This window comes from Shewanella sp. SM71 (genome assembly GCF_025653905.1).
In the GTDB taxonomy this organism is placed as follows: domain Bacteria; phylum Pseudomonadota; class Gammaproteobacteria; order Enterobacterales; family Shewanellaceae; genus Shewanella; species Shewanella oncorhynchi.
In genome coordinates, this window is sequence record NZ_JAKKRW010000005.1 from 84,965 (window position 1) to 104,100 (window position 19,136).

Annotated in this window: 15 protein-coding genes and 1 tRNA gene; 12 read left to right on the forward strand and 4 right to left on the reverse strand. The window is 45.8% G+C overall.

Annotated features, from left to right (window positions below):
* Position 1: 1 nt before the first annotated feature.
* A complete protein-coding gene (locus tag L5L97_RS06480; RefSeq protein ID WP_028759648.1) occupies positions 2–553 on the reverse strand; it encodes a glycine cleavage system protein R in 552 nt (183 codons plus the stop codon).
* Between the two features lie 172 nt (positions 554–725).
* On the opposite strand from L5L97_RS06480, the gene dapA reads away from it, so the two are divergent.
* The 10 genes from dapA (at position 726) to nadE (ending at position 14,799) form a co-directional block, all read left to right on the forward strand.
* Complete coding sequence (gene dapA, locus L5L97_RS06485) at positions 726–1,610, forward strand: 4-hydroxy-tetrahydrodipicolinate synthase (protein ID WP_028759649.1); 885 nt, start codon at positions 726–728, stop codon at positions 1,608–1,610.
* Between the two features lie 3 nt (positions 1,611–1,613).
* Positions 1,614–2,711 carry an outer membrane protein assembly factor BamC gene (gene bamC / locus L5L97_RS06490; RefSeq protein WP_198572357.1) on the forward strand — a complete coding sequence of 366 codons (1,098 nt, stop codon included), beginning with the start codon at positions 1,614–1,616 and terminating at the stop codon, positions 2,709–2,711.
* A gap of 368 nt (positions 2,712–3,079) precedes the next feature.
* Entirely contained in the window at positions 3,080–4,162 is a 1,083-nt protein-coding gene (locus tag L5L97_RS06495) for an efflux RND transporter periplasmic adaptor subunit (protein WP_263181481.1), read from the forward strand.
* Positions 4,159–7,254, forward strand: coding sequence for an efflux RND transporter permease subunit (locus tag L5L97_RS06500; protein ID WP_131523289.1), 3,096 nt, complete (start codon positions 4,159–4,161; stop codon positions 7,252–7,254). The genes L5L97_RS06495 and L5L97_RS06500 overlap by 4 nt, the downstream gene beginning before the upstream one ends.
* Positions 7,255–7,435: 181 nt before the next feature.
* The gene (htpG, locus tag L5L97_RS06505) at positions 7,436–9,349 is read left to right on the forward strand and encodes a molecular chaperone HtpG (RefSeq protein WP_263181482.1); all 1,914 of its coding nucleotides are present in this window, start codon (positions 7,436–7,438) and stop codon (positions 9,347–9,349) included.
* A 184-nt stretch (positions 9,350–9,533) separates the two neighbouring features.
* Positions 9,534–10,397 (forward strand): co-chaperone YbbN, encoded by an 864-nt coding sequence (locus tag L5L97_RS06510; protein WP_263148509.1) that lies wholly within the window; start codon positions 9,534–9,536, stop codon positions 10,395–10,397.
* A gap of 140 nt (positions 10,398–10,537) precedes the next feature.
* Positions 10,538–11,182, forward strand: a complete 645-nt coding sequence (gene adk / locus L5L97_RS06515) for an adenylate kinase (RefSeq protein WP_028759655.1) — start codon at positions 10,538–10,540, stop codon at positions 11,180–11,182.
* A gap of 112 nt (positions 11,183–11,294) precedes the next feature.
* Positions 11,295–12,299: a ferrochelatase gene (gene hemH, locus L5L97_RS06520; RefSeq protein WP_263148507.1), complete on the forward strand. Its 1,005-nt coding sequence runs from the start codon at positions 11,295–11,297 to the stop codon at positions 12,297–12,299.
* A 163-nt stretch (positions 12,300–12,462) separates the two neighbouring features.
* Positions 12,463–13,767, forward strand: a complete 1,305-nt coding sequence (locus tag L5L97_RS06525) for an inosine/guanosine kinase (protein WP_028759658.1) — start codon at positions 12,463–12,465, stop codon at positions 13,765–13,767.
* A 201-nt stretch (positions 13,768–13,968) separates the two neighbouring features.
* On the forward strand, positions 13,969–14,799 hold the full coding sequence (gene nadE / locus L5L97_RS06530) for an ammonia-dependent NAD(+) synthetase (protein ID WP_263148506.1): 831 nt from the start codon (positions 13,969–13,971) through the stop codon (positions 14,797–14,799).
* A gap of 117 nt (positions 14,800–14,916) precedes the next feature.
* Here nadE and L5L97_RS06535 read toward each other — a convergent pair whose 3' ends face one another.
* Positions 14,917–15,417: a DUF6942 family protein gene (locus L5L97_RS06535; RefSeq protein WP_263181483.1), complete on the reverse strand. Its 501-nt coding sequence runs from the start codon at positions 15,415–15,417 to the stop codon at positions 14,917–14,919.
* Between the two features lie 221 nt (positions 15,418–15,638).
* Here L5L97_RS06535 and L5L97_RS06540 point away from each other — a divergent pair, with 221 nt between their 5' ends.
* Together L5L97_RS06540 and L5L97_RS06545 are read left to right on the forward strand one after the other, a co-directional pair.
* Entirely contained in the window at positions 15,639–17,168 is a 1,530-nt protein-coding gene (locus tag L5L97_RS06540) for an alpha/beta hydrolase (RefSeq protein ID WP_263181484.1), read from the forward strand.
* 311 nt (positions 17,169–17,479) lie between these two features.
* A tRNA-Pro gene (locus tag L5L97_RS06545) sits at positions 17,480–17,556 on the forward strand.
* A gap of 347 nt (positions 17,557–17,903) precedes the next feature.
* On the opposite strand, the gene L5L97_RS06550 is transcribed toward L5L97_RS06545, so the two are convergent.
* The gene (locus L5L97_RS06550) at positions 17,904–18,209 is read right to left on the reverse strand and encodes a DUF819 family protein (protein WP_263181485.1); all 306 of its coding nucleotides are present in this window, start codon (positions 18,207–18,209) and stop codon (positions 17,904–17,906) included.
* Positions 18,193–19,131 carry a DUF819 domain-containing protein gene (locus L5L97_RS06555; protein WP_263181486.1) on the reverse strand — a complete coding sequence of 313 codons (939 nt, stop codon included), beginning with the start codon at positions 19,129–19,131 and terminating at the stop codon, positions 18,193–18,195. The genes L5L97_RS06550 and L5L97_RS06555 overlap by 17 nt, the downstream gene beginning before the upstream one ends.
* Positions 19,132–19,136 lie beyond the last annotated feature (5 nt).

Consider the following 19,136-nt stretch of genomic DNA (forward strand, 5'->3'; position numbering starts at 1 on the left):
ATTATCCTCTGTCCTCTAAGATGGCAGTGCCTTCCATACGACGAATAGTACAATCTAAGGTCATATCTTGGGCGAGCTGATAGATACTCTGTTCGAGCTTTTCTAGTTCAACTTTTTCAGGAATATTAATGGTTAGCGACACATTTTGCGTTTGTTCACCACCGGGGAGTTCCTCAGAAAATGAACGTACTGCGGCAAGATCTAATGACCTGTCAGCAAGGAACTGGGTAATGCGTTTAATGGTGCCGCGTTGGTCCTTACCCGTGAAGCGTACTTCGAGGCGAGAAAGGTAGTTTTGTGGTGTGTGTTTAGAGGTGCGTTTCATCACCGTCAGCAGTTCTAACTCAACGCTGAGACTGGGGAACATACTTTCAATTTTCGTTATTGATGCCCACGAGCCAGACAACATCATAATCAGGGTAAATTCGTTACCAAATAATGCCATACGGCTGTCGACGATATCGCAGTCACAGTCACTGGCAAGTCGAGCTAGTTTACTTACAAGTCCAGGACGGTCGAGACCCATCGCTGTTACGACCAGGAAATTGGTCATGAATTTTCCTCACTTTTTCGATATCATAGAGCGAAAACTCAGGGTTAAAGCTGAGTTTTTGTGCGGGATGTAATGCTACCATAACTAATTCAATTTGAGAGCCCCGTTAATGCTTGTCATTAGTGGTTGGCATCAGTACCATAGCGAATCCTGAAATCTTGGGGAAAGTCAGATGATAAACGGAAGCATCGTAGCCTTAATCACGCCAATGAACAGTGATGGCTCAGTAGATTTTGCAAGTCTTGAAAGGTTAGTCGAATTCCATATTGACCAAGGCACAGATGCCATTGTTGCCGTTGGTACTACTGGCGAGTCAGCGACTCTGCCTATGCCTGAGCATGTAGCGGTCGTTTCACAAACCGTTAAATTTGCTGCGGGACGTGTTCCTGTCATTGGTGGCAATGGCGCCAATGCCACATCTGAAGCCGTTGAGCTCACTAAGTCCTTATCTAAGGTGGGTGTTGCCGCTATGCTTGGTGTAACGCCATATTATAATAAGCCAACGCCTAAGGGATTGATTGCGCATTATAAAGCCGTGGCCGCTAGCACAGATATTCCACAAATTCTTTATAATGTTCCAGGCCGTACTGCCGTTGATATGCTGCCAGAAACTGTTGCCGAGCTTGTTAGCGTGAGCAACATTATTGGTGTAAAAGAGGCGACAGGTGACTTATCCCGTGTAAAACGTCTGCGCGAACTGTGCGGCGACGATTTCCTCTTGTATAGCGGTGATGATGCCACTGCCAGAGAGTTTTTACTCTTAGGTGGAAATGGCGTAATTTCTGTGGCTAACAACATAGTACCAAAGGCTTTTAAAGCTATGTGTGATGCGGCGCTCGCTGGCAATGCCGAGTTGGCTCAGAGCATAGATACCCCGCTGCGCGGTTTGTATAGCACACTGTTTTGTGAAGCCAACCCTATCCCAGTAAAATGGGCTGCCCATCGTATGGGTTTGATTGAATGTGGCCATATTCGTTTACCTTTGACTGAACTTTCTGAGCAATGTCATGGTCTGTTGATAGAAGCAATGACTCGTGCCCAGATAGAGGTTAAATAATTAATGTTAAAGAAAGTCACTCCACTGATCTTAGTTGCTGCTGTTGCAGCCTGTAGTTCGCCACTTGATCGCCGCCAAGCGAACGGTAACGACGACTATGTTCAGGCCGAGCAAGCACCTTTGCTTAAGATCCCCGCGGGATTAAAAACGCCACCCTACAATAAAGAATTCGATGTACCAGCACTGGGTTCTAAAGTGAATGCTTCGCTGTATGGCAAAAACTTAGATATCCGTCCGCCACTGCAAGTACTGCCAATGGCGGAAGGTACTCATGTGGAAGAGGGCAGTGACAACATTAAAATCGTGGTTGAATCCATCGACAATGCTGTGGATTTGAAACAAGAAATCTTCACAAACTTAGATGGTTTCTTTGCTCAAAAAGGTATTGCTGTTCGTAGCCGTGATTTTGACAAAGGCAACGTAGAAACCGATTGGATTGAAAGCCGTGAAGTGATTGAATCGAGCATGTGGGGTGCGGATAAAGTTTATCTGTTGCGCCAACGCTATCGTTTTGACGTGGAAACGCGCCCACATGGTCGTACTGCCAATATCGTTATTCACTTAGTTGAACACGAAGAGTTCTACGACGATAAAGCGCAACAAGTTTTATTAAGCGGTGAAGATAAGCAAAGATACACTATTGATATGCTGAACAGCGCCATTGCGTATATCAGCGTTAAGCGCGACCAAGCGATCCAATCGAATCGTTTGAAGCAAACCTTAGGTATTAATGTTGATCTCGTGACGCCTGAAGAAGGTAAAGCTTACTGGTCTGCTAAAGCCTCTTACAAGCAAGTGTGGGATCGTCTACGCATAGTGCTACCAGAAATGGGCTTTGAAATTGCCGATATGGATAGTGCTAAAGGATTGTACTTTATCAAGTTTGACGATAACTCTGGTTTCTGGAGTTCATTGTGGGGCGAAGATAAGTTAGCACTGAAAGAAGGTAGCTACCGTTTACTGCTTGAAGATGGTGATACTCCAGAAGAAACGAAAATCTTCCTTCGCGATAACGAAGATCAGCCATTAAGCGATGAAGTAGTTAGCAATGTGTACCAGTCACTGTCAAACCTGATGAAAGAAGAACGTCAAATACGTTAATTTCAGCAGTTGACTAGAAAAGGGCGAATTATCGCCCTTTTTTATTGGCTGCAATTTGAGTTTTAAGCAGGGGATTGTCGATTATCTAGGCGATCTGTGTTGCAGAATTAAATTATCTATATACCAATCTTTTTCAAATGGTTTTAGTGATAAATGTTGATTTAGTGGCAATAAGTAAAATTAATCACTTAACAACATTGTTATCGTACTGCATTCTGGCAACTCAACCATTGATATCGCCAAAGACACTTAATCATACATATTTTGCGCTATCAGCGTAATTTGTAAGAAAAAGTAAAACGTATTGATGCGATGATGTGAGTGAGTAAACTAGCAGTCATTAATGCGAGTCATTCCTTGGAAGCCCGATGAAAAAAATTATTCTAATAATCGCCATATTGGCCGCGGCATGGTTTGGATACCAAGCCATGCAACTGCAAGAGATTGCTGCAGCCCAGATTAAACTCATACCTAATGTGGTGATTGCCACTGCCGCTATGGCGCCCATTCGCGATGAAGTTGAAGCTATTGGTAGCAATAAAGCCACAGAATCTGTAACGATAACGCCTAAAGTCACCGACATGGTGATAGCGCTTAAATTTGACGACGGCGATATCGTTAAAAAGGGCGAGTTATTAGTCCAACTGCAAAATGCTGAGCAGATCGCTAAGGTTAAAGCCGCGCAAGTCAAAGTCAGTGATAATCAACGTGAGTTAGCTCGGATCAGTTCGTTGGTGACTAGCCGCACTGTGGCCGAGTTAGAACGCGATAGATTACAAACCCTTATTGATACCACCCGTGCCGAGCTCGAACAGGCGCAATCATCACTCAATGATCGCAGTATTCTGGCGCCTTTTAATGGCCGTTTAGGCTTACGTCAAATCAGTGTGGGCAGCTTAGTGTCGCCCGGCACTGTGATTACGACATTGGATGATATTTCTACCATTAAGCTCGATTTTTCAGTGCCAGAGCGCTTTATTCAAGATTTAGAGCCAGGTAAAAAGGTTGAAGCCAAAGCGGTCGCTTTCCCTGATGTGACTTTCAAAGGTGTGGTGACATCGATTGATAGCCGTGTGAATCCAACCACGCGCACAGTGATTGTTCGCGCCGAAATCCCCAATCCTGAGCTGCGTTTATTACCGGGCATGTTGATGAAGGTCAAACTCATCAAGCGTAGCCGCGAGGCCTTGATGTTGCCTGAATCTGCCATTATCCCGATCCAAAACAGCCATTATGTTTATAGCGTCAATGCCGACAAGGTGATTGAACGTAAACAAGTCACTATTGGTATTCGCACCCGTGGCTGGGTGGAGATCTTAGACGGTTTAGCCTTGGGCGAAAACGTGGTGATCCGCGGCTTACTGAAAGTTCATCCTGGGGATAAAGTGCAAACTGAGTTCGCGGAAAAGTTTAGTTATCTTGCCGATACGAACGCGGAGCCAAGTGTATGATCCTTACTGATCTCTCGGTCAAACGTCCCGTATTTGCCTCAGTGATCAGCTTGCTGCTGGTTGCTTTCGGGCTTGTCTCCTTTGATAAATTACCCCTGCGCGAATACCCAAACATAGATCCGCCAGTGGTATCTATCGACACGAATTACCGCGGTGCCAGTGCTGCTGTGGTGGAAAGCCGCATTACCCAATTGATTGAAGACAGGATCAGTGGCGTCGAAGGGATTCGTCACGTGAGTTCATCGAGCAGTGATGGCCGCTCATCGGTTACCTTAGAGTTTGATATTAGTCGTAATATTGAAGATGCAGCTAACGATGTGCGCGACAGGATATCAGGTTTACTCGACAATTTACCCGATGAAGCTGATCCCCCAGAAGTACAAAAGGCCAATGGCAGTGATGAAGTGATCATGTGGCTCAATCTCGTGTCGGATCAAATGACGACCCTAGAATTGACCGATTACACCAACCGTTATTTGTCGGACCGCTTTTCGGTGGTCGATGGTGTGGCGCGGATGCGTATTGGTGGCGGTAAGGTTTACGCCATGCGCGTTTGGCTTGACAGACAAGCCTTGGCCTCTCGCAGTTTAACGGTTGCCGATGTTGAGGCCGCGCTCAGAGCTGAGAACGTCGAGTTACCTGCAGGTTCGATAGAGTCGAAGGAGCGGCACTTTACAGTGCGACTGGAGCGGGGTTATCGCACTGCCGAAGATTTCGCAAACTTAGTGATCACCCAAGGGGAAGACGGTTATTTAGTCAAACTGAGCGATGTCGCACGGGTGGAAATTGGCTCTGATGAAGAGCGGATTATGTTCCGTGGCAACAAAGAGGCAATGATAGGTTTAGGCGTGTCTAAACAGTCAACCGCCAATACGTTAGAAGTGGCGCGCGCAGTGAATGCGCTGGTTGACAAAATCAACCCGACCTTGCCAGCGGGGATGTCGATTAAACGCAGCTACGATAGCTCAGTGTTTATCGAAGCCTCGATTAAAGAAGTGTATCAAACCCTGTTCACAGCGATGATTTTAGTGATTATCGTGATTTATCTGTTCCTTGGCAGCGTGCGCGCGATGTTAATCCCCGCGATCACTGTGCCAGTATCTTTGCTCGGCACCTTTATTGTGCTGTATGCGCTAGGTTATACCATTAACCTCTTGACCTTATTGGCGATGATCCTCGCCATCGGTATGGTGGTGGATGATGCGATTGTGATGCTGGAAAACATCCATAGACGTATCGAAGAAGGAGATTCCCCACTCAAAGCTGCTTTCCTCGGTGCGCGTGAAGTGGCTTTTGCTGTTATCGCGACCACACTCGTGTTGGTCGCGGTATTTATGCCAATCACTTTCCTTGAGGGTGATTTAGGTAAATTATTTAAAGAGTTTGCCGTGACCATGAGTGCGGCGGTGCTGTTCTCTAGCCTAGTAGCGCTCACACTCACGCCCATGATGTGCTCTAAGTTGCTTAAGCCGAGCTCGCAGGATTCTTGGTTGGTGCGTAAGGTCGACGGCATAATGACAAAAGTGTCAAACCGGTATCAATTGTCCTTAAAATCCGCCATGGCCCACCCGATATTGGTGTCGATTCTGGTGTTAGTCGCATTAGGTTCTAGTGTCTATTTAGTCCAAAAAGTACCGCAAGAATTTGCGCCACAGGAAGACCGTGGTTCGTTATTCTTGATGGTCAACGGGCCACAGGGCGCGAGTTACGAATACATAGAATCCTATATGAATGAAGTGGAAAACCGCTTGATGCCATTGGTCGAAACGGGTGATATCAAACGTCTGCTCATTCGTGCCCCCCGTGGCTTTGGCCGCGCGGCGGATTTCTCTAACGGTATGGCAATCATAGTACTGGAAGACTGGGGCAAACGTCGTCCAGTAAAGGAAGTTATCGTCGACATTAATAAGCGTCTTGCCAATCTCGCCGGAGTGCAAGCGTTCCCTGTAATGCGCCAAGCCTTTGGTCGCGGTGTAGGTAAACCTGTGCAATTTGTGATTGGTGGTCCTAGCTACGAAGAGCTTGCCCGCTGGCGCGATATCATGATGCAAAAGGCGGCACAGAATCCCAAATTATTAGGATTAGATCACGATTATAAAGAGACTAAGCCTCAACTTCGAGTCGTCATCGACAGAGACAGAGCCGCGAGCCTTGGAGTGTCGATTTCAAACATTGGCCGTACGTTGGAATCCATGCTGGGCTCACGCTTAGTGACGACGTTTATGCGTGACGGTGAAGAATACGATGTGATCGTTGAAGGCGAGCGCGATAATCAAAATACGGCGGCGGATCTGCAAAATATCTATGTTCGTTCCGAGCGCAGTCAGGAGCTTATTCCGCTGTCTAACTTAGTGACTGTGGAGGAGTTTGCCGACGCCAGTTCGCTGAACCGTTACAACCGTATGCGCGCGATCACCATAGAAGCCAGTTTGGAAGATGGTTATAGTCTAGGTGAAGCCCTTGATTATATGAATCAATTGGCGCGTACCTATTTACCAGCGGAAGCGGTGATTAGCTACAAGGGCCAATCCCTCGATTATCAAGAGTCGGGTAGCTCTATGTACTTCGTATTCATCCTTGCACTGGGGATTGTATTCCTCGTGCTCGCGGCGCAGTTTGAGAGTTATATCCACCCTGTGGTGATCATGCTTACTGTGCCGCTGGCTACCGTCGGCGCCTTAATTGGTTTGTGGCTTACGGGGCAGAGTCTTAATATTTACAGTCAGATAGGCATTATTATGCTGGTCGGGTTAGCCGCGAAAAATGGCATCTTGATTGTCGAGTTTGCTAACCAATTACGGGATAAAGGCGTTGATTTTGATAAGGCCATTATCCAAGCGTCAGCGCAGCGGTTACGACCTATCTTAATGACAGGGATCACCACTGCCGCTGGTGCCGTGCCATTGGTGTTGGCGGTAGGCGCAGGTGCTGAAACTCGTTTTGTGATTGGTGTGGTTGTGCTATCGGGGATTTTACTGGCAACCCTATTCACTATCTTCGTGATCCCAGCCGCCTATGGACTCTTTGCCCGCAACAGCGGATCGCCCGAAGCTATCGCCCAACAGTTAGAAAAAGAATTAGCCCAAGACTAACGCCTCGTGCAGGTTGATGTTGAAAGCATACATATAGGCGCTTGGTATTCATCAAGCGCCTTATTTTTCGCCATTCGAACCTCGTTTTAGCCCTTGCCCTTGAAAAGCAAATTTGGAGCCCCATTTAGTAAACACTAAGCGTTACTTTTACCAAATTGCGTAACAAATAAAGGAAAATTTCATGTCACAACAAGAAACTCATGGTTTTCAAACAGAAGTCAAACAGCTGTTGCATTTGATGATCCATTCTTTGTATTCCAACAAAGAAATTTTCTTGCGTGAACTGGTCTCCAACGCTGCGGATGCGGCGGACAAGCTGCGTTATCTGGCGTTGACCAATGACGCACTCTATGAAGGCGACGGTGAACTGCGAGTCCGTATCAGTGCCGATAAAGAAAAAGGCACTGTGACCATCGAAGATAACGGCGTGGGTATGACCCGCGACGGCGTGATTGAGCATTTAGGCACGATCGCAAAATCAGGCACCGCTGATTTCTTTAAGAATCTATCGGGCGAATCCTCAAAGGATTCACAGCTAATCGGTCAGTTCGGTGTCGGTTTCTATTCAGCCTTTATCGTGGCGAAAAAAGTCACTGTTCGCACTCGCGCTGCCGGTCATAAGGCCGATGAAGCCGTATTGTGGGAATCAGAAGGCGAGGGTAACTTCACCGTTGATACCATCACTAAGGCGAGCCGTGGTACTGAAATTACGCTGCACCTGCGTGACGAAGAAAAAGAATTTGCCGATGATTGGCGCCTGCGTTCGATTATCACTAAATACTCAGATCATATCTCTGTGCCAGTCGAAATGTGGCAAGAAGGCTCGCCAGAGCGTGATGGTCCTGATGGCGAAAAAATTCCTGCGACCGAAGGTCAATGGAAAGTCATGAACAAAGCCACGGCTTTGTGGATGCGCAATAAAGCTGACATCAGTGATGAAGAGTATCAAGAGTTTTACAAACACATTTCCCACGATTATACCGATACACTACTGTGGAGTCATAATCGGGTAGAAGGTAAGCAAGAATACACTAACCTATTGTATATTCCTGCAAAAGCGCCTTGGGATATGTGGAATCGCGACCGTAAACACGGCCTAAAACTGTTTGTGCAACGTGTGTTCATCATGGATGACGCTGAGCAATTTATGCCATCTTATCTGCGCTTCGTGCAGGGCTTAATTGACTCAAACGATCTGCCGCTGAACGTATCCCGCGAAATTCTGCAGGATAACCACGTGACCAAAGCGATGCGTACTGGTATCACCAAACGTGTGCTTGGCATGCTGGAAAAACTGGCGAAAGACGATGCGGAAAAATATCAACAGTTCTGGGCTGAATTTGGTCAAGTGCTGAAAGAAGGGCCTGCGGAAGATTTCGCTAACCGTGAGCGTATTGCTGGCTTATTGCGTTTTGCCTCGACCCACACGGGCAGTGCGGCGCCGACTGTGTCACTTGATGACTACATCAGCCGCATGAAAGAAGGCCAAACTAAGATTTATTACATTGTTGCCGACAGCCATGAAGCCGCAGCTAACAGCCCACATTTAGAGTTGCTACGTAAGAAAGGCATTGAAGTCTTACTGATGTCAGAGCGTATCGACGAGTGGCTAATCAACCACTTAACTGAGTACAAAGAGAAACAACTGCACTCAGTGACCCGTGGTGATTTAGAACTTGGTGAGCTGGAAGATGCATCTGAAAAAGAAGCGCAAGAAAAGCTTGAGCAAGAATCGGTAGCTTTAGTTGAACGCATTAAAGCGGCATTAGGCTCAACCGTTGCGGATGTGAAAGTCACGTCACGCTTAACTGACACCCCAGCCTGTGTGGTGGCGGGTGAAGGCGAAATGTCGACTCAGATGATTAAGCTGATGCAAGCTGCGGGTCAACCTGTGCCAGAAGTGAAGCCGACATTTGAGATCAACCCAGCGCACCCATTAGTATCGCGCTTAAATGATCTTCAAGATGAAGCCGCCTTTGCGGATTGGTCAAATCTGCTGCTGCAACAGGCGCAATTATCTGAAAAAGGTAGCCTTGCGGACCCATCGGCCTTTATCAAGCTGATGAACCAAATGTTACTGGCTAACATGAAGTAAATGACTATCGGGGCCCTTCTTTGAACGGCCCCGATATTGTTTCTAGTGCAGGAAGAGTGGTTTGCGCCTAGCCTGTCACTCAATCCGTTAGCGGTAAGACTCGATTTTAAGACTTGGTTCTAACGCTTAGTTTTAAAAGAATAAGGCCTCCCATGATAGAGGCCTTAAATGTTAAGGGAATACTATGGACAATATCCTCAGTCTGACTAAAGACAATATTCAGCAAGTGGTTGACGCCTCGATGCAACAGATCGTGGTGTTAGCATTTTGGGCACAGCCACAGGAACAAAGTGTGGCAATGCTGCGCACCTTAGAGCAAATTGCCGCGCAAAATGCGGGTCGATTCGTGCTCGCAAAAGTTGACTGTGAAGCCGAATTAGAAATTGCCAATTACTTTCGGATTCAAAGTCTACCGACCACGTTAGTATTGGATAAAGGTCAGCCTGTAGATGGTTTTGCGGGGGTGCAAGATGCGGCGCAAGTCACGGCTATGCTGGATAAATATTTACCGCCTATGTGGCAGTTACAGTTAGCACAGGCCAAAGCATTACTCGCCCTGAGTCAAGTTAGCGCAGAGGATCTTGCCACTGCAGCTGTGTTGCTTAAAGACGCGCATGCGGGGTCAAATCAAGCGGGTGAGGTGAGTCTAGTGCTTGCCGATGTGTATCTTATGCAGGGCGAATTAGTGTTAGCACAAGCCATGCTTGAGAAGGTAGGGCTTGCTGACCAAGATGGTTACTACCAGAGTTTAAAAGCTAAGCTCGCACTTGCCTTAGATGCGGCGGATACCCCTGAAATTCGCGATTTGCAGCAAAAGTTTGAGCAAAATCCAACAGATTTAGTGTTATTACTCGAGCTGAGTAAGGCATTGCATGCTGCCCACCGCGATGATGAAGCATTAGAACTATTATTCGGTGTGCTCAGTAAAGATTTAGGTGCTGAAAATGGCACAGTAAAACAAGTATTTATGGAAGTATTAACGGCACTTGGCCAAGGTAATCCCATAGCCAATCAATACCGCCGTAAGCTCTATACTTTGCTCTATTAATGAAAAAAATCGCTTAGTAACCGCAGTTTATTTGCTGTTTCTGAGGCTAAAGTCGAAGCTAAAACCCTTCTCAATGGCGGCCAGATGTGCGAAGATCGCCGCCCTAAGAAGAATATCAATGCGAAAAGAGGACTCTTGAGATGCGCATTATCCTATTGGGCGCCCCAGGTGCCGGTAAAGGTACCCAGGCCCAGTTCATTATGGAACAGTATGGTATCCCACAAATTTCCACTGGTGATATGTTACGTGCCGCGGTAAAAGCGGGTACTCCACTGGGCTTGGAAGCGAAAAAAGTGATGGATGCTGGCCAACTGGTTTCTGATGATCTGATCATCGGTCTGGTTAAAGAGCGTATCGCACAGGAAGACTGTGTTAAAGGTTTCTTGTTAGACGGTTTCCCACGTACCATCCCACAGGCGGATGCGATGGCAGCAAACGGTATTAGCATTGATCACGTGATTGAAATCGACGTGCCAGACGAAGAAATCGTTAAGCGCATGAGCGGTCGCCGTGTTCACCCAGGTTCTGGCCGTGTTTACCATGTGGTTTTTAATCCACCTAAAGTGGAAGGTAAAGACGACGTGACGGGCGAAGATTTAGCTATTCGTCCAGATGACGAAGAAAGCACAGTGCGTAAACGTCTTGCGATTTACCACGAGCAAACTAAGCCGCTGGTTGAATACTACGGTAAAGTGGCTGCCGCTGGCCAAACTCAATACAACAAGTTTGACGGTACTCAATCGGTTGCGGCCGTGAGTGAGCAGTTAGCTAGAGTGTTGAAATAACCGAATAAAGGTTAATTTACGAGAACAAGTTCTCATATTAAGAAAAAGCCTGCCGATGCAGGCTTTTTTTATGGGTATCGCAATGTTAGCCTCCAAGTGAACTTCATTAACCATGAGCTTAACGTTGAATCCTTCCCCTGCTTTTGGTGTGTTATTGGTTAACCTCGGCACGCCTGATCAACCTAGTCCTAAGGCCGTTAAACGCTTTTTAAGGCAGTTTTTAAGTGATCCGCGTGTCGTCGATTTATCGCCGTGGATTTGGCAACCGCTACTGAACGGCATTATCCTCAACACCCGTCCGGCGAAAGTCGCCAAACTCTACCAAAGCGTGTGGACGCCAGAAGGTTCGCCCTTGATGGTGATAAGTGAGCGCCAAGCACAAAAACTGGCGGTGGACTTAAGCGCTACGTTTAACCAGATCATTCCGGTTGAACTGGGCATGAGTTACGGCAATCCCTCCATCGATGTGGGATTTGAACGCCTGAAAGCCCAAGGGGCAGAGCGTATTGTCGTACTGCCTTTGTATCCCCAATATTCCTGCTCGACGGTGGCAAGTGTGTTCGATGCCGTTGCCCGTTATCTTAAAACTGTGCGTGACATGCCGCAGGTTCGCTTTAATAAAGACTATTTTGACCATAGCGCTTATATTGCTGCGCTGGCACACAGTGTGACGCGCCACTGGAAAACCCATGGGCAGGCCGACAAGTTGCTCTTGTCATTTCATGGTATTCCACTGCGTTATGTGAAAGAGGGCGATCCATACCGCGAGCAGTGTTTTGTCACGGCTAAACTGTTGGCGCAAAAACTTGAGCTGAGCGAGTCGCAATGGCAAGTGTGCTTCCAATCGCGCTTTGGCCGCGAAGAATGGTTAACGCCCTACGCCGATAAATTACTGTCCGAGTTACCTGCGCAAGGGATCAAAAGTGTCGATGTGATTTGCCCTGCGTTTGCGACCGATTGCCTCGAAACCTTAGAAGAAATCTCCATTGGCGCTAAGGAAACCTTTTTGCATGCGGGTGGCAGCGACTATCGGTTTATCCCTTGTTTGAACGACGATGAGTTACACATTGAATTATTACGGCAATTAATCCAAGAACAAGCGGTATCTTGGATATAGGAGCACTGGCTTCGAACTGATTTTGTGATAGAATCTGCGCCCTTCCGGCTAAGGGGTGGTTTTTTTGTCTCGCTAGCCTAGACTCAATATTTTTAGGATGCTGCTTGGCTTGACCGCCTCGGCAGACGCCAATTAGCATGGATGCCAGGAAAAGAGAGCCACTATGAAGTTTCCCGGTCAGCGTAAATCTAAACATTATTTTCCGGTTAAAACCCGAGATCCGCTGCTTGAACAGCTGACTCAACAGCCTCAGCCGTTTGCGACTTATATCAGCGGTATTGATCAAACCTTAGTGGATATCGAAGCGAAAGTGGAAGACGAATTGCTGAGCCGTTATGGCTTGCCCAAAGGCAATTCTACCTTGATCAATGATGAACAGGCCCACAGACTCTACACTGAGTTAAAAATTCATGGTTTGATTAGCGATGAATTTGCTGGTGGCACTATTGGTAACACAGTGCACAACTATTCTATTCTGGCCGATGACCGTTCAGTGCTGTTTGGAGTAATGAGTCAAAATATCGAAGTGGGCAGTTACGCCTACCGCTATTTATGTAATACCTCTTCTAAAGTCGACCTTAACTTTCTACAACCTGTAGATGGTCCTATCGGTCGCTGTTTTACCCTGATTTCTGAGTGCGGCGAGCGAACATTTGCGATCAGCAAAGGCGCTATGGATAAACTCACACCTGAATTTATCGATAAAGACGTAGTTCAGGGCAGTTCAGCCTTAGTGTTGACCGCATATTTGATGCGCGCCAGTGATGGCGACCGTATTACCGATGCGGCCATGTGCGCTATCGAATATGCAAAAGCCGCCGAAGTTCCCGTGGTATTAACCTTAGGCACGCGTTTCTTGATTGAAGAAGATCCACAATGGTGGCAAAACTTCATCAAAGAACATGTCACCATTTTGGCGATGAATGAAGACGAAGGTGAAGCCTTAACGGGTTCACGGGATCCTCTGCTTGCCAGTGAAAAAGCCTTGGAATGGTGCGACATGGTATTAACCACAGCGGGTCCAATCGGGCTTTATACTGCGGGTTATACCGAGGACTCAGAAAAACGCGAAACGACTCACACGCTGTTACCGGGTGCGATTCCTGAATTTAACCGTTATGAATTTTCCCGTCCAAAGCTTAAAAGTGACTGTGAAACACCAATCAAAGTGTTTGCCCACATTTCACCTTACATGGGCGGCCCAGAAAAAATCGGTAACACTAATGGCGCTGGCGATGGTGCATTATCGGCATTATTGCACGATCTGGCGGCCAATACTTTCCACAAGACTAACGTGCCAGGCTCAAGTAAACATAAGCGCGATGGCCTATGTTATTCCTCGTTTTCTCAAGTGTGCAAGTACGCTAACCGCGTCGCCTACGAAGTTTTAGCCCAGCATAGCCCGCGTTTATCCCGCGGTTTACCTGAGCGCGAAGACAGCTTAGAAGAATCCTACTGGGAAAGATAAGTCGATAGCTGTATTGGTATTAAGCTAACTGATTTACGCTAGGGCAATAATGGCAAACCGTTGTTGCCCTTATTTTTATGGCGTTTATCAATAATCAATCAGCCAAGCGCTAATTTTAACTACAGGCAGTTGCGAATAAATGTTAACGTTAGTCGGGTTCAGGTAGTCCAAATACAGCGATGATTTAAGGTGGAATTTTCGGTGAAAGCGCAAATCTTAAGAGAAATGAAGGTACTCACGGCTATAGAGCCTGAGTTCGAAGTGCAACGTCGTGTCGCGTTTATTAAAACCAAACTAAAAGAAGCGCGTAGCAAGGCATTGGTATTAGGGATCAGCGGTGGGGTGGATTCTTCTACTGCTGGGCGTTTGTGTCAGTTAGCGGTGGACAGTTTAAACCAAGAAAATAGCCAAGGCGGTTACCAGTTTATCGCTGTGCGATTACCTTATCAGATCCAAAAAGATGAGCATGAGGCGCAATTAGCCTGTCAGTTTATTCAGCCCTCTAAGTTGGTCACTGTGAATGTGCATCAAGGCGTTGATGGCGTGCACAACGCTGCTGTTGCCGCGTTAGTCGAAGCTGGATTGCCTTTGCCCGATGTGGCGAAGGTTGATTTTGTGAAGGGTAACGTCAAAGCCCGTATGCGGATGATAGCTCAATACGAACTCGCTGGACTCGTAGGTGGGTTAGTGGTGGGGACAGATCACAGCGCCGAAAATATCACAGGTTTTTACACTAAATGGGGCGATGGCGCTTGCGATCTGGCACCTTTATTTGGCCTTAACAAGCGCCAAGTTCGTCAACTTGCCGCGTACCTTGGTGCGCCAGAATCGTTAGTCTATAAAGCGCCGACCGCGGATTTAGAAGACAATAAACCGTTACTCGAAGATGAAGTCGCGCTTGGTTTAACCTATGCGCAAATCGATGATTTTCTTGAGGGTAAGGACGTTGGCAAGGCGGTTGAGGACAAGTTGATTGGTATTTATAAGGCGACGCAGCATAAACGTCAGCCTATTCCAACCATTTACGACTAACCCTGAATCGTCCTTGAATATGCACTCGTTTGAACTCTGTTCACGAGTGCTTTTTTATGCCTTTGTTATTTGGTGACTAATGCTGTGGTGACAGCCGTTACCACAATCATAATGGAATTATTTACTGTGTTGGGGCTCTGGTGTTGCTAAGTGTTGCCGTGTCAGGGCGATCAGCTGGTTTGGGTATTGGCGATAATCCAAATAGGGCGTGAGTAAAAAATGCTGTCCTAGCGAAGATGGCAGCTTAAGTGCAGTTATGGATTTATTTTGGGTAGTTAAATGCTGCGCACCGGAATCGTTCACGGACATGGTGAGCCCTAAAGCATTTGCGACCACTTGCCCCGCAATGAGATGAATCTTAGCGTTTGCCATCAGCTCTATAGCGCCTATGCAGATCATTTCATTTTGCTTGAGTAACACTTGGTCACGATAGCTGCGCCAGTCATCTCCAACCGTACTTATTTTGGCCATAATAGTGAAGATCTTACGCCAATGATTGCCATTTAACGCTATGAGAGCCCCGACAGCGTCTGGTTGAGTGTAATGCCAGTTCTCAGGTACCAGCGGCGCGGTAGGAAGATAGTAGGCGAACCTAGCGTGTGGATTACCGATTATCATCGAGAGTGTATAAGTTTCGTTGGAATAAGACTATTTTCGATCCTAACCCGATTAAGGCCTATGCGGCTAATAAAATTGCGAGATGAGTAAATTGGGGTGACTAAATTGGAGTGATTAAATTGTACTGCTTAAGTGGTTTTTATCGCGGTAAAACGTTTGAAGGATGTTTTTATCTACCCGTATAATCTAGTTGCACATTTTATCTTCATGTAGGAACAGCGATGAAGGCTATCATCATAGGTTCGACAAAACACCTATTTTTAGCTGCAGTGTATGCGAGTACTGGCATAGTGGTGGCGTTACTCGCGACAGGGATCTATTTTCTTAATGCGCGCCCTGAGCTGTCACTTTGGCATACGGTTGAGCTAAAAAATGAGTTCCATTATAATACTAAACTCGCTAATTTTAATGAGTACTTAGCGTTAGAAGACCGCTTATTCGCCGAAGTTGAGCACAAAGTTGTACAGAAAATTCCTGCCTCTGAACTATCTCCCGTGAACCGCTATGTCAAAAATAGCTTATCTGATCCTGCACATTGGCCACAAAACTGGAATCGCAGTTATGAATGGCCTGTGGCTAATGCCGAATTTGGAGTATTACTGCTCCACGGTATGTCGGATTCGCCCTATGCTCTATCCAATGTGGCAGTGCACTTTAAAGGTAAAGCTCATGTGCTCGGTTTAAGACTGCCAGGACATGGCACGATTCCAAGTGGATTGACTGAGCTTTATTGGCAAGATCTGGCCGCAGCGGTTAATTTAGCCACAGCGCATATGCGGCAAATTCTGAAAGATAAACCATTATTTGTGGTGGCTTTTTCGACGGGTGCCGCCGTCGCGCTGAACCATGAGTTAGAACGTATCAGCCATAATAAAACCCCAGATTATGATGGAATGATTTTTATCTCTCCCGCGATAGGGCTAGCGCCATCTGCGGCGGCCGCACGCTGGCAGAGTTGGATAGGACGATTGTTGGAGCTGGATAAACTGCAATGGAACAGTATTCAAGTAGAGTACGATCCCTTTAAATATACCTCTTTTGCGGTTAATGCGGGCGATGTAGTTTATCAATTAGCCCTGCGTAACCAAGGTTTATTGGCAGGATTAACGCCGAAGCAACGGGTGCAAGTTCCGTCGATACTCACTTTTCAGTCAGTGGTGGACGCAACGGTTTCAACTGCGGCGGTGGTGAATAATCTGTATCAAACATTACCTGAAAAAGGTCATGAGCTAGTGCTGTTTGATATGAACCGACTCGATGTGAATGCCAAGATGGTGTCCAATGATCCACTTGCGGGCTTGTTGGCGAACATTAATAACCCTGAGTTACATTATCGCGGCACTGTGGTGGAAAATATCAGTAATGAAACCACGCAGGTTCAGGCGCGATACTTTGGTTTAGATGAACTGGGTTTAAATGAACAGAATTTAGATACACAGGATATAGACGCACAGGGTAAAGTGCTCACTCAGGTCAGTGAAAACGTGCGAATATTAGATTTATATTGGCCTGCAGGCGTGTATTCCTTATCCCATGTTGCGCTACCTTTTGGCATAGATGATGGGCTTTATGGCGCAGTGATCCAGCCTGATTTACATAGGATCCAAATCGGAGCCTCAGCTTCGCGGGGAGAGCGCGGCTTGTATAGTGTGTCAGCATCTGAAATGTTACGACAGAAATGGAATCCCTTTTTCCCATATCTACTCGAGCGCATGGATGAGTACCGACTCGCCCATATGCACTCGCATTGAATGATGATTGAGTAAACGGGTGTCATTATGTCTGTTCTGCAGCTAAATCCTGTTTGAGTATGGACGTAATCAGTATCGAGCAATCATTATCGACGAAAATTGTGTCATTCAGAACATAAACTAAGCAGTTGATCAAAGAGATGTAATGAAGCCCTTGCGCAGTTGCGAGGCAATTGCTACAGTTCTGGCTCGCTTAAGATAAACCCCATAAACAGTATCTTAGGTGATAAGTAATTGAGCAAAAACCGTAAAGATTATCGCTAAACAATATTTAGCTAAGTCAGCACAGGTATGCAATATACTTAAAAATTCGGTATGTAGCGCAGCCCGGTAGCGCACTGTCATGGGGTGTCAGGGGTCGGAGGTTCGAATCCTCTCATACCGACCAAATTCCTCTTTTTATAAGAGTTAAAAAGCCTGCTAACTTAATCGTTTGCAGGCTTTTTTATTTTTATGAATTTTAAAGTTCTTTTTAAGCATGCCAAAAGACTGAGGTATATGCATGGTAAAGTGTCCTAGCTTGAATCATGAAAAAACATAATAAATATGGGCAGGCTGCGCGTAGCTGCGACTTTATCACAGTGTTGAATCACCTCGAGGTTTGATTGATAGGGGGGATGTATAAGTTGTATTGTTAAATAGACATTTTCTGAAAGCTTTGGGTAATGCTTTGAAGATTCAGAAGTGGCATTTATTGGGAGCAAAAAATTAGTTGGACACACTTTTGTTCCCATCTTATGGTTGAATAAACTGCATTAAAAAACCCAAATACCACGCCAACAAAGACGCCCAAGTATAACCCCAAACTGCCATCAATAAAGCAGCGGAAGCCAGCCTTGGGTGAAAAGCGCTGGCGATAACTGGTGCAGAAGCCGCACCACCAATATTACACTGACTCGCGATCGCGAAGTACATGGTAGGTAATCGAAAAAATACAGTAAAAATAAATAAGATAATAATGTGTATAGAGAACCAAATAAGAGCGATACAAACGTAATAGGGCGCGGCGCTCAATGCGCTAATATCAAAGTTCAACCCCATCAACATTATCATGATATAGATAAAAAAAAAGAGCTGCCTGCTGAGTTTCCTTGACTAACACATGTCTTGCATTTGTTAATGAAAATAATAATCCTAAAAAAGTTGCAATTAATACTGACCAAAAAAATTCAGAAGTAAGATTGTATTTAAATAAGTGTGGGAAACTATTAGCGATTCTTGTTGCAAGGAAGGATGATAATTTTTCACTGAAGAAAATTACAATGAAAAAAGTCAAGCTCAATATCAAAATCCAATAATAGCTTGTTTGTTTTCCTATCACTTTACGTTTGATGTCAGTGCAAAATATCGGTCTATAGCTTTTATCAGCTTTCAGGAAATCATCGATTTTATCTTGGCGTTCTGCAATGAAAAGTAATATAACCATCCATATACTGGAAAAAAGAATATTAATAGTCATCATTACCGCAAATACGGCATCACCGACACTGTGGATTTCTTTTACAGCCAATTGATTGGCGGTTCCGCCAAGCCAGTTTGCCATCAGTGTTGACATGCCTTTCCAAGCAGCATTATCTCCCTGCCAGACGAGTTCGTTAGGAAAAAATATAGAGCCTAACCATAGGCTTAATGGACCACCAATACAGATGCTCACAGCACCTAGCACGTACATACCGAGAAGTTTTTTTCCCACTAAACTGAGAGCAAAGAAATCGGTACCTAAAATCAACAAAAATAAACAACCGGGCATTAAGTGTGTTTTTGCCATTTCGCTAAGCTGACTATTACTTGCATCAATAATATTTAGCGAGCTAAAGATGGCAGGTAAGGTGTAGCACATTAGCATCAGTGGAAAAATACGATAAAATTGCTTAAAAAGTGTAATAGAGGATGTGTGTGTATAAAATAAACTACATAGTAAAAAGACTAAAAAAAATCCTATTCCAAGATCTGATGATATCAATTTAA

Excerpts from the sequence above, each read along its gene's own strand:
- L5L97_RS06480 (WP_028759648.1), bottom strand. The coding sequence starts at position 553 with ATGACCAATTTCCTGGTCGTAACAGCGATGGGTCTCGACCGTCCTGGA.
- dapA (WP_028759649.1), top strand. The coding sequence starts at position 726 with ATGATAAACGGAAGCATCGTAGCCTTAATCACGCCAATGAACAGTGAT.
- bamC (WP_198572357.1), top strand. The coding sequence starts at position 1,614 with ATGTTAAAGAAAGTCACTCCACTGATCTTAGTTGCTGCTGTTGCAGCC.
- L5L97_RS06495 (WP_263181481.1), top strand. The coding sequence starts at position 3,080 with ATGAAAAAAATTATTCTAATAATCGCCATATTGGCCGCGGCATGGTTT.
- L5L97_RS06500 (WP_131523289.1), top strand. The coding sequence starts at position 4,159 with ATGATCCTTACTGATCTCTCGGTCAAACGTCCCGTATTTGCCTCAGTG.
- htpG (WP_263181482.1), top strand. The coding sequence starts at position 7,436 with ATGTCACAACAAGAAACTCATGGTTTTCAAACAGAAGTCAAACAGCTG.
- L5L97_RS06510 (WP_263148509.1), top strand. The coding sequence starts at position 9,534 with ATGGACAATATCCTCAGTCTGACTAAAGACAATATTCAGCAAGTGGTT.
- adk (WP_028759655.1), top strand. The coding sequence starts at position 10,538 with ATGCGCATTATCCTATTGGGCGCCCCAGGTGCCGGTAAAGGTACCCAG.
- hemH (WP_263148507.1), top strand. The coding sequence starts at position 11,295 with ATGAGCTTAACGTTGAATCCTTCCCCTGCTTTTGGTGTGTTATTGGTT.
- L5L97_RS06525 (WP_028759658.1), top strand. The coding sequence starts at position 12,463 with ATGAAGTTTCCCGGTCAGCGTAAATCTAAACATTATTTTCCGGTTAAA.
- L5L97_RS06535 (WP_263181483.1), bottom strand. The coding sequence starts at position 15,417 with ATGATAATCGGTAATCCACACGCTAGGTTCGCCTACTATCTTCCTACC.
- L5L97_RS06540 (WP_263181484.1), top strand. The coding sequence starts at position 15,639 with ATGAAGGCTATCATCATAGGTTCGACAAAACACCTATTTTTAGCTGCA.
- L5L97_RS06550 (WP_263181485.1), bottom strand. The coding sequence starts at position 18,209 with ATGGGGTTGAACTTTGATATTAGCGCATTGAGCGCCGCGCCCTATTAC.